The sequence below is a fragment of the Marinifilum fragile JCM 15579 genome (genome assembly GCF_001310955.1).
GTDB lineage: Bacteria > Bacteroidota > Bacteroidia > Bacteroidales > Marinifilaceae > Marinifilum > Marinifilum fragile.
This window is the reverse complement of sequence record NZ_BAZX01000028.1, coordinates 24,268-37,085: the sequence shown is the minus strand read 5'-3', so window position 1 is coordinate 37,085 and position 12,818 is coordinate 24,268. Positions and strand designations below refer to the sequence as shown.

At 33.3% G+C, this 12,818-nt stretch carries 11 protein-coding genes; 6 read left to right on the top strand and 5 right to left on the bottom strand.

Annotated features, from left to right (window positions below; translation table 11 throughout):
- The first annotated feature begins 244 nt into the window (after nucleotides 1-244).
- The 5 genes from JCM15579_RS16290 to JCM15579_RS16270 all read left to right on the top strand — a co-directional run bounded on the left by JCM15579_RS16290 (nucleotide 245) and on the right by JCM15579_RS16270 (nucleotide 7,788).
- Nucleotides 245-853, top strand: a complete 609-nt coding sequence (locus tag JCM15579_RS16290) for a TetR/AcrR family transcriptional regulator (RefSeq protein WP_054721708.1) — start codon at nucleotides 245-247, stop codon at nucleotides 851-853.
- Nucleotides 854-863: 10 nt separating this feature from the next.
- Nucleotides 864-2,210, top strand: coding sequence for a TolC family protein (locus JCM15579_RS16285; RefSeq protein ID WP_054721706.1), 1,347 nt, complete (start codon nucleotides 864-866; stop codon nucleotides 2,208-2,210).
- Nucleotides 2,211-2,241: 31 nt separating this feature from the next.
- Entirely contained in the window at nucleotides 2,242-3,363 is a 1,122-nt protein-coding gene (locus JCM15579_RS16280; RefSeq protein ID WP_054721704.1) for an efflux RND transporter periplasmic adaptor subunit, read from the top strand.
- A 10-nt stretch (nucleotides 3,364-3,373) separates the two neighbouring features.
- Nucleotides 3,374-6,811, top strand: coding sequence for an efflux RND transporter permease subunit (locus tag JCM15579_RS16275; RefSeq protein ID WP_054721702.1), 3,438 nt, complete (start codon nucleotides 3,374-3,376; stop codon nucleotides 6,809-6,811).
- Nucleotides 6,812-7,194: 383 nt separating this feature from the next.
- Nucleotides 7,195-7,788, top strand: coding sequence for a hypothetical protein (locus tag JCM15579_RS16270; RefSeq protein ID WP_054721701.1), 594 nt, complete (start codon nucleotides 7,195-7,197; stop codon nucleotides 7,786-7,788).
- 33 nt (nucleotides 7,789-7,821) lie between these two features.
- On the opposite strand, the gene JCM15579_RS16265 is transcribed toward JCM15579_RS16270, so the two are convergent.
- The 4 genes from JCM15579_RS16265 to JCM15579_RS16250 form a co-directional block, all read right to left on the bottom strand.
- Nucleotides 7,822-9,231, bottom strand: a complete 1,410-nt coding sequence (locus JCM15579_RS16265) for a glycoside hydrolase family 16 protein (RefSeq protein ID WP_054721700.1) — start codon at nucleotides 9,229-9,231, stop codon at nucleotides 7,822-7,824.
- Between the two features lie 100 nt (nucleotides 9,232-9,331).
- A complete protein-coding gene (locus tag JCM15579_RS16260; RefSeq protein ID WP_054721698.1) occupies nucleotides 9,332-10,156 on the bottom strand; it encodes an energy transducer TonB in 825 nt (274 codons plus the stop codon).
- A gap of 164 nt (nucleotides 10,157-10,320) precedes the next feature.
- Nucleotides 10,321-10,788: a toxin-antitoxin system YwqK family antitoxin gene (locus tag JCM15579_RS16255; RefSeq protein ID WP_157471523.1), complete on the bottom strand. Its 468-nt coding sequence runs from the start codon at nucleotides 10,786-10,788 to the stop codon at nucleotides 10,321-10,323.
- A gap of 10 nt (nucleotides 10,789-10,798) precedes the next feature.
- Nucleotides 10,799-11,170: a carboxypeptidase-like regulatory domain-containing protein gene (locus JCM15579_RS16250; protein ID WP_054721696.1), complete on the bottom strand. Its 372-nt coding sequence runs from the start codon at nucleotides 11,168-11,170 to the stop codon at nucleotides 10,799-10,801.
- A 226-nt stretch (nucleotides 11,171-11,396) separates the two neighbouring features.
- Between JCM15579_RS16250 and JCM15579_RS16245 the strand changes: the two genes are divergently transcribed.
- Nucleotides 11,397-12,107: a ComF family protein gene (locus JCM15579_RS16245; RefSeq protein WP_054721694.1), complete on the top strand. Its 711-nt coding sequence runs from the start codon at nucleotides 11,397-11,399 to the stop codon at nucleotides 12,105-12,107.
- On the opposite strand, the gene JCM15579_RS16240 is transcribed toward JCM15579_RS16245, so the two are convergent.
- On the bottom strand, nucleotides 12,104-12,811 hold the full coding sequence (locus tag JCM15579_RS16240) for a response regulator transcription factor (protein ID WP_054721692.1): 708 nt from the start codon (nucleotides 12,809-12,811) through the stop codon (nucleotides 12,104-12,106). The two genes, JCM15579_RS16245 and JCM15579_RS16240, sit on opposite strands and share 4 nt — an antisense overlap.
- Nucleotides 12,812-12,818: the final 7 nt, after the last annotated feature.

The window sequence follows — 12,818 nt, the reverse complement described above, 5'->3', positions numbered from 1 at the left end:
CAATTTATTATAAAATCGAAATAATTTTTGGAAAATGTTAAAACCGAATAAAAATTACCACTTACCGATAAAATTGAAACAATTACCTAATTATGACATAATATGCATTTTCCAAGTTTTATTTTTATCCCAAAAATCGCTTTGATATACTGAAATGCTGAATGTTAACAAAATTTAACAGAAACTACTGGAAACTTTAAGTACTTTTAAAGTTTCCTTAGTGTTAAGTGATTATCTTTGCAAGATGAAAAATCAGAAGGTAGATATAATTGAAATTAGTTGGGAACTGTTCTTTCAATTTGGAATAAAAAGTGTAACCATGGATGATATTGCCAGCAAACTTGGCATCTCAAAAAAAACCATTTACCAGCATTTCAAAAACAAAAATGATTTGGTTGAACAGGCGATAGAGTGGCAAATCAACCATCCTCTTTTTTCATTTCAATCAGAAGAAATCAGCCATTTAAATGCAATTGATCAATACATAGAATTTTACAAGTTTATTGTAAATCAGATAGCAAATTCATGTGAATCTATGCGCTATGACTTGCGAAAATATTATCCAAAGTTGTGGAACAAGTTTCATCTAACAAAACTTACAACCTTTCAAAATGAATTGTCTCAAAACCTGGAAAAGGGAATACAGGAAGGTTTGTTTCGACCAGAAATCAATGTAGAATGGATTAGCAAAACCATGGCTCGCTTTTATATGAATATGGCAGAATCAGATACTCTTATACTCGAAAAAGAAGATATCTCAAATATTGAGTATCACCGAGAACTCGGGCTTTACCATTTACATGGCGTTTGTACAATTAAAGGAATGGAATACGTTAAAAATAATTTTAAATAGATCAGAAATAATGAAAAACATCCTACTATCATTTGTAGTGATTTTTCTTGTGTTCAGTTATCCCACACAAGCTCAAACTGAAGACAAAGTAAATTTCACTCTTGCCGAAGCACAGGAATACGCTTTGGAAAACTCATATACGGTAAAGGGGACCGATTATGACCTACAGGTAGCCAGAAAAAAGGTGTGGGAAACCATTGCCGATGGGTTACCACAGGTAGATTTTTCTGCAGACTATAGTAACAATTTGGATGTAGCTGTGTCTTTATTACCTGCAGAATTTTTTGGTGGTGAACCCGGAAGTTATACTCCTGTAAAATTTGGTCAGCAATATGGAAGTACCGCTTCAATTAGCGTGAATCAGAAAATTTTTGACGGCTCGTATATTGTGGGTACAATGGCAGCTAAAGTTTTCGTACAACTTTCAAAAGATCAGAAAGAGAAAACGGAAATTGAAATTAAAGATGCAGTTGCTCAGGCTTATTATGCCGTTTTGGTTGCCAAAGACAATTACAAAACCGTTAAAGAAAATCTGGCCATCAATGAAAAGTTACTGAATGAAACCAAAGCCTATTGGGAAAATGGTTTTCGTGAAGAATTGGATGTAGATCAGATCAAATTGAATCTGAATCGAAACAAAACTCAATTGTCAGATGCAAAAAGGGCTATTTCTACTTCTTTAACTGTTCTTAAATATACCATGGGAATGGATATTGAGAAAAAAATTGAATTAGGCAACAATCTTGAAAACCTTGTGGATCCAATTCGTTCAACAACTCCTGAAGTAAGTAGTTACGACTTTTCTTCTCATATTGATTACAGAATTTTAGAGACACAATTAAAATCGCAAAAGTTGCTGATTCGAAATGAGCAAGCTCAGTATTTACCAACCATATCTGCTTTTTATAATTATGGGAAAAATACAAGTACGGATTTCCGAAACGTATTTAAATCAGAAGTTCCATGGTTTAAATCTTCAGTTATTGGTTTACGTTTAAGTATGCCGATTTTTTCAGCCGGCCAAAAAAGATCAAAGGTAAAGCAGCAAAAAATTGAATATATGAAAATTGAAAATGATATGGCCAGTACAGAACAAAACCTAAAAAAGGATTTGAGCTTATCATTCTCGAATTTGCTAAATGCTCAGGAAACTTACGAAAACAACTTGGAAGCTGTAAATATCGCAAAAAGAATATACGACAAAACCATTATCAAATTCAACGAAGGGATTTCGACTAGCACGGAATTATCGGAAAATGAAAAGCAATACCTGGATGCACATTCGAATTACATTAATTCAACACTTGGATTGCTGAGTACGAAAATTGCTTTTGATAAGGCTCTTGGAAAATTATAATTAAGAAACATCCTACAAAAACCATAAACAGATGAAAAAAATATTAATTGCAGCAATTATTCCTCTACTATTTGCATGTTCTGCCAAGAATGCAGACAATGAATTGAGCAAGGAAGATCAATTGAAAAAATATAAAACGGAATTTTCTGCTTTAAAAAAGAAAATCTCTGCACTTGAAAAAGAAATTAAGAGTGAAAGCAATACTGATGAAGCAATAAGTGTAGCTGTTACAGAAATCACAAATTCTAAGTTCGAGCATTTTATACAGGTAACTGGTAATGTTGAAGCCGACAAGAATATCACAATTACTCCTGAAACCAATGGTAATATCATTTCCATTGATGTTATTGAAGGGCAAAAAGTAAAAAAAGGTGATGTAATTGGAAAATTAAATACTGCTCAAATTCAAAGAAGCATTGATGAAGTAAAAACCAATCTGAAGTTATCTACAATTCTATTTGAAAGACAAGAAAGACTTTGGAATCAAAAAATTGGTTCGGAAGTTGAATACTTGGAGGCAAAAGCCAATAAAGAGGCTTTGGAAAGCAAACTAAAAGCTTTAGAAGCTCAGAAAGATATGGCAATTATTACTGCTCCTTTTAATGGTATTATCGATGAAATTCACCAAAAGAAAGGTGAGTTGGCAGGGCCAACCATTCCTTTTGCTCAATTGGTAAATATCGATCAGGTATATGTTGAAGCTGATGTTGCTGAAACTTACCTGAACTATATTAAAGCTGGGGAAAAAGCTGAATTGGAATTTCCAGCTATCGATTTTCGTACCAATGCATCGATTTATCGTACATCAAATATTATCGATCCTGGAAATAGAAGTTTTAAAGTTCGTGTCAATTTGAACAATCCAGGACATAAAATTAAGCCAAACCTTATTTCTGTTCTTAAAATTAAAGATTACGAAATTGACAATGCCATTGTAGTTCCATCTATAATTGTGAAGAAAGATTTTGAAGGCAACTACCTGTACCTTGCTAAAAAAGAGGGAAAGAATTTGGTTGCCAAAAAAACTTACATCCAAATATCGAAAACCTACAACAACCTTTCTTTAATCGAATCAGGAATTCAACTAGGAGATAAAATCATTACAGAAGGTTATTCACAAGTTGTAAACGGAACACTAATTAGCACAAAGTAATTCGCAGAAAATGGATCATATAAAAGATAATACTCCTGCCGAGCAAGTTCAGCGGGAGTTTAAACCCACATTTGGTGCGTTAAAGAATAAAAACTCCATTTTTATTCTGACCTTCATTCTTATATTTTTTGGATGGTTCTCGTACCAAAGCATGCCAAGAGAATATTTCCCTGAAGTTGTGATACCAAATATCATGATTACAACTCCTTATCCGGGAAACTCTCCTATCGATATTGAAAACCTGGTTACCAGGCCTATTGAGAAGGAATTAAAATCATTAAAAGGAGTTAAGAAATTAAGTTCGGCTTCTTACGAAGACATGAGTTTAATTGTGGTAGAGTTTAACACAGATGTACCTGTTAAGCAAGCTCTTCAAGACACCAAAGACAAGGTTGACAAATCCTTAAGCGAACTACCTGATGATTTGGATACAGATCCAATTGTTGAAGATGTTGATTTTGCAGATTTCCCAATCCTTAACGTAAACCTTTCAGGTGATTTTGGATTGGAAGATTTAAAAGAGTTTGCAGAAGAATTACAAGATAAATTTGAAACTCTTCCTGAAGTTTCAGAGGCGGATATCAAAGGAATTGACGAAAGAGAAATTAAAATCAATGCCGATTTGCACAAAATGGAAGCAAACGGTGTTACTTTCCACGATATCGAATTGGCAATTAGCGATGAAAATGTAACGGTTAGTGCTGGTACATTAATTACTGATAATACCAGAAGAAGTATACGTACAAGTGCCGATTATACCAGCATGAAACAAATTGAAAACACAATTGTTAAAGTTTCTAATGGTAGAGCGGTTTATTTGAAAGATGTTGCAGAAGTTGAAGATGGTTATGAAGAACTATCTTCCATTTCGAGATTAAATAACCAACCTGTTGTTTCTTTATCGATTACTAAAAAATCTGGTGAAAACTTATTGGCAGCAACCGATGCCATTTACAAAATTATTGGCGAGGAAAAAGAAAATGGTTCACTTCCAAGCGGATTAATCGTAACCGTAACTGATGATACCTCTGAAGATGTTCGCGGTCAGGTTGCCGATTTAGAGAACTCTATCATCATGGGTATGCTACTGGTAATAATTGTTCTTTATCTTTTCATGGGATTAAGAAATGCATTGTTCTCTGGTTTGGCAATTCCTATGTCAATGTTAATTTCCTTCATCATCCTAAACCAAATTGGTTACACGGTAAATCAAATGGTATTGTTCTCTTTGATTTTGGCATTGGGTATGCTTGTTGATAATGCCATTGTGGTAGTCGAAAACGTATACCGCCTGCACGAAGAGGGTTTATCGAAATTGGAAGCCACCAAAAAGGGTGTTAGTGAAATTGCAGGTCCTATTATTTCATCAACAGCAACTACCTTGGCTGCATTCTTCCCATTGCTTTTATGGGGTGGAATCATGGGTGAGTTTATGAAATACCTTCCAATTACATTGATTATTGTATTGTCGTCTTCATTGTTTGTTGCACTGATTCTTAACCCAGTATTTACTGCAACTTTTGTGAAGTTAGATGATGTAAATAAAAAAATGAACAAGAAGAAATTCATCCTAATTGGAACTTCTTTTCTTGTTGTATCTCTGCCATTTTATTTAATGAAGATATTTGGTACAATAGAAAGCTTCTTTATTGCCAATCTTTTGATGCTTATTGGTGTTATTGTATTGTTCAACCTGGTTGCTTTAAAACCATTTGCTCGCTGGTTTCAAACCAAATTACTGGTAATACTAGAAAACAGGTACGAGAAAACACTGCGATTTGCATTAAAAGGAATTAGGCCACTTTTGTTCTTTGTAGGAACATTTGTTCTGATGATTCTATCAATTGTATTCTACTTTAGCACAAAACCTTTATTCGTTTTCTTCCCGGATAATGATCCAAAATCCATTTATGTAACCATGGAATTGCCATTGGGAACAGATATTCACAAAACAAATGAGCTTACAAAACGTGTTGAGGTAATTGTGAATAAAACCATGGAACCATATGAGGACATCATCCGATCGAAATCAACCAACGTTGGTTCTGGTAAAGGTGGAATGTTTGAATCAAGTCGTGCAGCAAACAAATCATTAACCACAATTTCATTTGTGGAATTTAAAGATCGTGGCGGCATTAGCACATCTGAGATTATGCAGGAACTGACTGCAAATTTTGAAGGTTTTGTTGGTGCTAAAATTTTCGTGGAAAAAGATGATCAGGGACCTCCGGTTGGATATCCTGTCAATATTGAGGTTTCGGGAGATGACTTTGAGGATTTATTGATTCAGGCAAATCGCGTTAAGCAATTAATTGATGATGATAGAATTCCAGGAATTGAAGAGTTGAAGTTAGATTTGGATCAAGGTAAACCTGAAATGCTAATTAATATCGATCGCGATAAAGTTCGTCGATTTGGATTATCTACAAACCAGGTTGCAAGAGCCTTACGTAACTCTCTTTATGGTATGGAGGTATCTAAATTTAAAGATGGTGAAGATGAATATGATATCATGCTTCGATTGAATGACAAATATCGATATGATGTACCAGCATTAATGAATCAGAAAATTAGTGTGATGAGTCCAATTAGTAACGAAATGGTACAAGTTCCAATTTCGGCGGTTGCTGATTACTCTTACGGTTCAACCTATGAAAGAATTAATCGTATCGAAAACACACGTGTTGTTACCATATACTCAAACGTAAAGGAAGGATTTAATGCTAATATCATAAACACAAGGGTAAGAGAATTGTTGGCCGATTTCGAAATGCCAAAAGGTTATTCTTATAAACTTACAGGAGAGCAGGAAGAACAAGAGGAAACTCAGGCATTCCTTACTCAGGCACTTATGATTGCATTGGCCTTAATTACTTTAATTTTGGTTTCTCAGTTTAATTCTGCAATTAAGCCACTTATTATAATGATTACAGTACTATTTAGTACAATTGGTGTTTTCTTAGGTTTGGGTATTTTCCAAATGCCATTTGTAATTCTAATGACAGGAATTGGTATTATATCCCTTGCTGGTATTGTAGTAAATAATGGTATTGTTTTGGTCGATTATATTGATTTGCTTCGAAAAAGAAAGATTAAGGAAACCGATATGAGTGATAGAAAGTATCTGAGTTCAGCAGAAGAGATTGATTGTATCGCAAAAGCAGGTAAAACACGTTTACGTCCGGTATTGTTAACTGCAATTACTACGGTACTTGGCTTATTACCACTTGCTGTTGGAATGAACTTCGACTTTTTCTCTCTATTGAGCGAATTTAATCCACACCTTTCGTTTGGTAGTGATAGTACTGCCTTTTGGGGACCGATGTCATGGACTGTGATATTTGGACTAACCGTTGCAACTTTCTTAACATTGGTAATTGCACCTGTGATGTTCCGACTTTCAACACAAATTGAACATCGATTTTATGACTATTTCTCAAAGAAATAAACATATACAACAAAAATAGGAAAGCCGACAATTAGTCGGCTTTTTTATTATCCTAATAATCATGTTATTTTCAGATCTATTTCATGTAAACAATATGTGTTGTTTGAAAAAAACATTTGTCATATTTCGTTTGCATTCATTATATTCATGTATCTTAAACCATAATTGATAACATGCTGATTTAACCAATTTTATACAATTATTTATTAAAAATTAAAATGATTTTTTCATCATTAAATATGATTTGTTTATCCACAAAAATCAAAAGTAAATAAAATGAACCAAACTGATTTTGGGCAAAAACATAATAATTCGTAAATTTTTAAAGATGAGTTTGTTATTTCCAATCAACCAAATTAATCATATTCACTAAACCTTTAAACATGGAAATCATCTCGGTAATACTGCAAATTTTAATCTTAGCTGCCCTTGCTTTCATCATTTCCTTTTTAATTCAGGAAAAAAGGAATGCTGCCGCAAATTCAAATGAAGAAGAAGCTGAAACAAAAGTGAAAGAATCAACCACAAACTCACTTGCTGCTTCCGATGAGAAGAGAGAAGAATTTCTTCGAATCAATGCTTTTTTTATGAAGATTTTGTGTGAAAAAAAGAGCAAGAGCAACTTTAAAAGGCTTCAAAAAGAGTTTTTGGAGCTTGGAACGCGACTGTACTATTTAGCTTCGGAACTAACCATTCGGAAGTTTTTAGAATTTAAATCTCTAAGTTCTTTTGTTGAAGGAACAGTACACGAGCACAAGATTGCTTTGTTGTGGTTTGCCGAGTTTAATGTTTTGCTCCGAAAAGATTTGGGATTGGAAACTTCACCGGAACAGATAAAGGATTATCTAAACATCGTTCTTACCTATTGGGACGAAGATGAAATGGAAAAACAAGAGTTGGATGATTTAAAAGATCAACTGGCCGATTCCATAGATAATTACTTTAGTGTGTTCAACGTTGGGACATCCTTAAACTAAAAAAAGTGCCGAAAGGCACTTTTTTTATTGTATTTATTTTCTTTGGTAGCATCTTATCCAATCAATTTCCATTTCTGCATTTAAGTCATTTCTTGCCTCTTTTACTGCAAGGCTAAAATTCAAATACATTGGATCTTGAGGAATTCCTGTTGTTTGAGTTTTAACAGGAACATCATTTATTTTCCAAACCAATTCGTTTGCACTCCAATCAAGTGAATATATAAAATATCCTTTACTCAAATCAATACCTTTTACCTTGAACTCACTCTTCTGAGGAGAATTTTCACTTCCCCAAAAATTGGCATTCATTATTTTTCCACCATTAAAGGTTTTAAAAATATCGATATGTGGTAAGCTTTTGTCTGCAACCATCCAGAATGAATTCTGAACCTGGGCAGGGTTCTTCACTTTAATTTTAGCTTCGAATCTTCCGAATTTTTGGCGAAACGAATCACCTGTATTAATAATGGCTGAAGTATAATCAAAGCTTTTAGGTACAAATCCTAATTTTGGATTCCAAACCAATCCTTCTTTTGATTCTTTTTTTGCCAACAGACAAGCTGATGATCCTGAAACTTTAACATTTTCTCCATCCGTAAATGTATGCAAGTCCGAATCTAATGAATATCCTTTATCCATTAATTTATCTCCCCAATAATAACGTGTAATCCACTTATTGGTGTCCAAATTTCCAGTATCAAATTCTTCCGCAAAAGTTAATTCCCATTTCTTAATTTCTTCAAATGGATTTTTATCTTTTAACTTGAAATGTTTTACAAATTTCTCTGATGATTTTAAGCTATTATACTCTTGAAGTTTCTTAAAATCCTCTGTTTTTTCAAATCGTTTTTTGTCCAAAAGAAACGCTTTCTCCTCTTTAAATTCTTCCGAGCTTATTCTTTCCTCAAGTTGATAGTATTTTTGCAAATCAGATGATTTATCTACCTCATTGTAGATTTTTAATGCTTTGGATTTTTTAAACTTAAAGTACTCTTTTAATCTGGCAGAACTTTTTAGCCTTTTGTATTCCGAAATTTCTTCAGCATTTTTCTTTTTATTCAGTTTGGATGATTTCATAAGCGCTTCCAATTCTTTAAAGCGCTCCAAATCTTTTGATTCTTCAACCAAATTAAAAGTAGATAATTCAGAAGAATCCTTCAGTCGAAAATAGGTTTTAAACTTTTTTGATTGCTGATACTTTTTAAAAGCTCTCTCTTCCTGATACAGCTCACTCCTTTTAAAGGATTTGCTCTCTATCATTTTTTTATTTCTCTTGAATTCATCAGATAATACCAACAATTCAAGTTCATTAAATTGCTTTAATTCATCCGATTTCGAGAATTGCTCAAATTCTTCAAAATCACTTCTAAGCTCATCTCTTTTTTTCTCGATAGCAACAGTATTTGATGCCTTACGAAGTTTTGATGCTAAAAAAAAGCCCATATTTTTTTAATTCTTTAGGATAAAAACGAATGCCAATTTAGATAATATCAGTAAATAATCATAATCCGAATTGGTTTGAATAGAAGAATGCCTTTGTTACTTACTGCTTTACAAAGTTGTAGGTAATTGTTCCAAACTGTGTTTGTGGACTTGTAGTACTTACATTGAATCTTGATCGATTGGTTGCATCCAAAGCAGCATCAAACAAACAATCGTCCTGAACACTGCACTGATCTTTCACAATTTTAGATTCCACTACTCTTCCACTACGGCTAACACCTATTTTTACAACTATTTTACCTTCGCCCTCGCACTTAAAAACTGGAATGGGTAAATAGATCTTATGACGCCCCTCGAGACTATAATAAACACTACTTGGACCACTATATTCTATACTTTGTAATGAGTCCAAAACACGCTGTTTTTCTCTCTCTTCGGCTATGCTTAAACTGTCTTTTTTAAATTCATTTAAACCATCATCACCACCCGATGCATCGTCAGATCCATATTCATCCAAATTCTTCTTAATCTCATCAATCATATCCTCCACCTTTTGTTTTGGATCGGAATTTGATTTTTTAACGTCTTGGTTTACGGCAATTGATCGCAGAAGTTTGTCTACACTTTCGTTTATTTCTGAATTTTTTTCTTCGATCTCTTTTTTAATCTCCTCTTCTTTCTCTTCGAGAATTTGTTCGACTAATTCTTGTGGTATATCAATGAAAATTTCTGCCTCGAGAAACTCTCTCTTAGTGTGTAGTTTAAATGAAAATAAAAGAATCAAAAGTATCATATGAAAGGCCAATGTCCCCATCACACCGTATTTGTTCCTTTTTAAAAAACCTCTGAATTCAGATATCACAAATGGAACAAATTCTTTGATTTGCTCAACAACAATTTTTCCTAATTCAGAAAGAGACTTCATTTTTTACGGTAATTTCTTAAAGCTTCTGCAATATTAACGATTCTTATTCAAAATTATTAAGAAATATATATGGCATCAAATGCAATTAAAAAAGATTGTACAAAAAAGAAAGCCGCTTAATAAAATTAAGCGACTTTCAAGAGAACTTCTATTATCTGAATTTACTAAAACTTCCGTTCTTTAATTAAATTGCCCTTAGCATCCCAAATGGACCATGTTCCGACTTTTTTTCCTTCGTAATACTCCATTTCATAGCGTTTTACACCATTGTCGTCCCAAATGTACCACTTGCCGTGCTTTTTATTCTTTTTATAATTTGCTTCGGCAATTTTTACTGATTTATCATTCCAAGTAATCCAGGTACCATCCATTAAGCCATTTACATAGGATCTCACTTCCTGAACTTTTTCATTTTCGAAGTAAAGAGTAATTTTACCATTTCTCTTTCCTTCTTCAATATTCATTTCAATTCTTTTTACACCACTCTCATAAAATTCTGTATATGTTCCGGTGTATAAATCTCCTTTTGTAGTGTAATATAATCCCTCTATTTCTTCAATGGCTTGAGAAAAAGAGTGATTCGCAATCAGGCAAAATAGTACGCCTAATATTACTCCAAGTCTTTTTATCATTTACTCTTAATTAGTCCTTTTTAAGTACAAGGCGAATAACATTGTTCTTGCCACTAACATTTACTTCCTTCATTTTATTATCTGTGTACGAAATGTAGCTAGACAGAACATTGTACTTTCCAGGAATTACATTGTCAATTTTAAAGTTACCATCAAAATCGGTATACACTGTTTCTTTTGATCCTTCAAAACGGATGGCTACTCCAACCAATGCTTCACCGGTTTCATTATCCAATACAACACCAGAAAGACTAGTCGTTTCAATTGCTGCCAATTCTGTGGCTTCTATTTCTTTGTCACCATTAGGTGTAACTACGTTGATTGCCTGACTTTCTAGTCCAACAACAAGTAATGCGATAAAAAGGAAAACAAGCTTTTTCATTGTTTCTAATTTTTTGTCTTAGTAATAAATCCTCTAATTTTTATTTAAATTTCATTCTCAATAATGAACTTAATTTGTCTATCTTTAAATTGAGATCAAATTTGATTTTTTATTCATATTGATTAACACTACAAAAATAAGGTGACATATTTTAGCTTTGATTATAAGAAGCTTATCAAAACCTTAAGTGTTGGTTAACTTTTTATTGAGATAATATTACAAAAGGATGATTTCTCAGTTAAATCACAGGATATCTGGACTATGGGATGATTTTATCAATCTGTTTTATCCCAATATTTGTCAGTCGTGTGGCAACGTTTTATTTAAAAACGAGATTGCCATTTGTAGTCGCTGCTTGTACCAAATTCCAAAAACTGATTTTCATTTACAAAAAAACAATCCTGTTTCGATTCTCTTTTGGGGAAGAGTAAAAATTGAATATGCATGTTCCTATTTTACGTTTTCTAAGGGAAGTAAATTCCAAAAATTAATTCACAAGCTAAAATACCATCACCGAACTGATATCGGTATTGAACTTGGTAAACAACTTGCCCACCAATTAAGAAATTCAAAGTTCTTTGATGATGTTGATCTAATTGTTCCAGTTCCGTTGCATCCCAAAAAAAAGAAAATTCGTGGATACAATCAGGCAGAAGTAATTGCCAATGGAATGAAAGAAATTATGAAACTTGAGGTAAATGGTTCAAACCTTTATCGATCAGTTCATACCCAATCTCAAACCAAAAAATCCAAATTGGAGCGTTGGGAAAATGTCGATAATATATTTAAGCTTCGTGATACAAAACTATTTGAACACAAACATATTTTATTGGTAGATGATGTAGTCACAACAGGTTCTACATTGGAAGCCTGCGCACAGGCAATTTTAGAAGCAAAAGGTAGCAAAGTAAGTATTGCTACCTTGGCATATGCTTAATTTGCTGCGTCAACAAATTTATAACCAACTCCCTTTACCGTTTGAATGTAATCATCACCAATTTTTTCACGAAGTTTTCTGATGTGAACATCAATTGTTCTATCTCCAACTATAATTTTTTCACCCCAAATTGAAGAATAAATCTCATCGCGAGTGAAAACTTTTTGTGGACGAGATACCAACAAAATCAATAATTCAAACTCTTTTCGTGGCAATGAGAATTCTTTTCCATCCTGAATAATTAAATATCTCTCACGATCAATTGAAATATTGCCAATGCTTATTAATCCATTACTAGTATTGCCTCCTTCCTCAGAAACTCTTCCCGATCTTTTTAGTAATGCTTTAACACGACTAATAAAAACTTTTGGCTTTATTGGTTTACTGATATAGTCATCAGCACCAGCTTCGAATCCTGCAATTTGAGAATAGTCCTCTCCTCTTGCTGTTAAGAAAGAAATCAGTACATCTGAAAACTCAGGCAACGATCTGATTTTCTCGCATGTTTCGATTCCATCCATTTCCGGCATCATTACATCTAAAATAATTAAATGTGGATGCAATTTTTTAGCTTTTTCTATTGCCTCTTTGCCATCACCGGCAGTTGACACCTGAAAACCTTCCTTTTTAAGATTATAACTTAAGAATTCCAGAATATCCGACTCATCGTCTACCAATAAAATTTTGTAATTACTACTTTCCATTTGGTAT

Bases quoted from the DNA above. Each gene is read 5' to 3' on its own strand.
- JCM15579_RS16290 (WP_054721708.1), top strand. From the start codon at position 245: ATGAAAAATCAGAAGGTAGATATAATTGAAATTAGTTGGGAACTGTTC.
- JCM15579_RS16285 (WP_054721706.1), top strand. From the start codon at position 864: ATGAAAAACATCCTACTATCATTTGTAGTGATTTTTCTTGTGTTCAGT.
- JCM15579_RS16280 (WP_054721704.1), top strand. From the start codon at position 2,242: ATGAAAAAAATATTAATTGCAGCAATTATTCCTCTACTATTTGCATGT.
- JCM15579_RS16275 (WP_054721702.1), top strand. From the start codon at position 3,374: ATGGATCATATAAAAGATAATACTCCTGCCGAGCAAGTTCAGCGGGAG.
- JCM15579_RS16270 (WP_054721701.1), top strand. From the start codon at position 7,195: ATGGAAATCATCTCGGTAATACTGCAAATTTTAATCTTAGCTGCCCTT.
- JCM15579_RS16265 (WP_054721700.1), bottom strand. From the start codon at position 9,231: ATGGGCTTTTTTTTAGCATCAAAACTTCGTAAGGCATCAAATACTGTT.
- JCM15579_RS16260 (WP_054721698.1), bottom strand. From the start codon at position 10,156: ATGAAGTCTCTTTCTGAATTAGGAAAAATTGTTGTTGAGCAAATCAAA.
- JCM15579_RS16255 (WP_157471523.1), bottom strand. From the start codon at position 10,788: ATGATAAAAAGACTTGGAGTAATATTAGGCGTACTATTTTGCCTGATT.
- JCM15579_RS16250 (WP_054721696.1), bottom strand. From the start codon at position 11,170: ATGAAAAAGCTTGTTTTCCTTTTTATCGCATTACTTGTTGTTGGACTA.
- JCM15579_RS16245 (WP_054721694.1), top strand. From the start codon at position 11,397: ATGATTTCTCAGTTAAATCACAGGATATCTGGACTATGGGATGATTTT.
- JCM15579_RS16240 (WP_054721692.1), bottom strand. From the start codon at position 12,811: ATGGAAAGTAGTAATTACAAAATTTTATTGGTAGACGATGAGTCGGAT.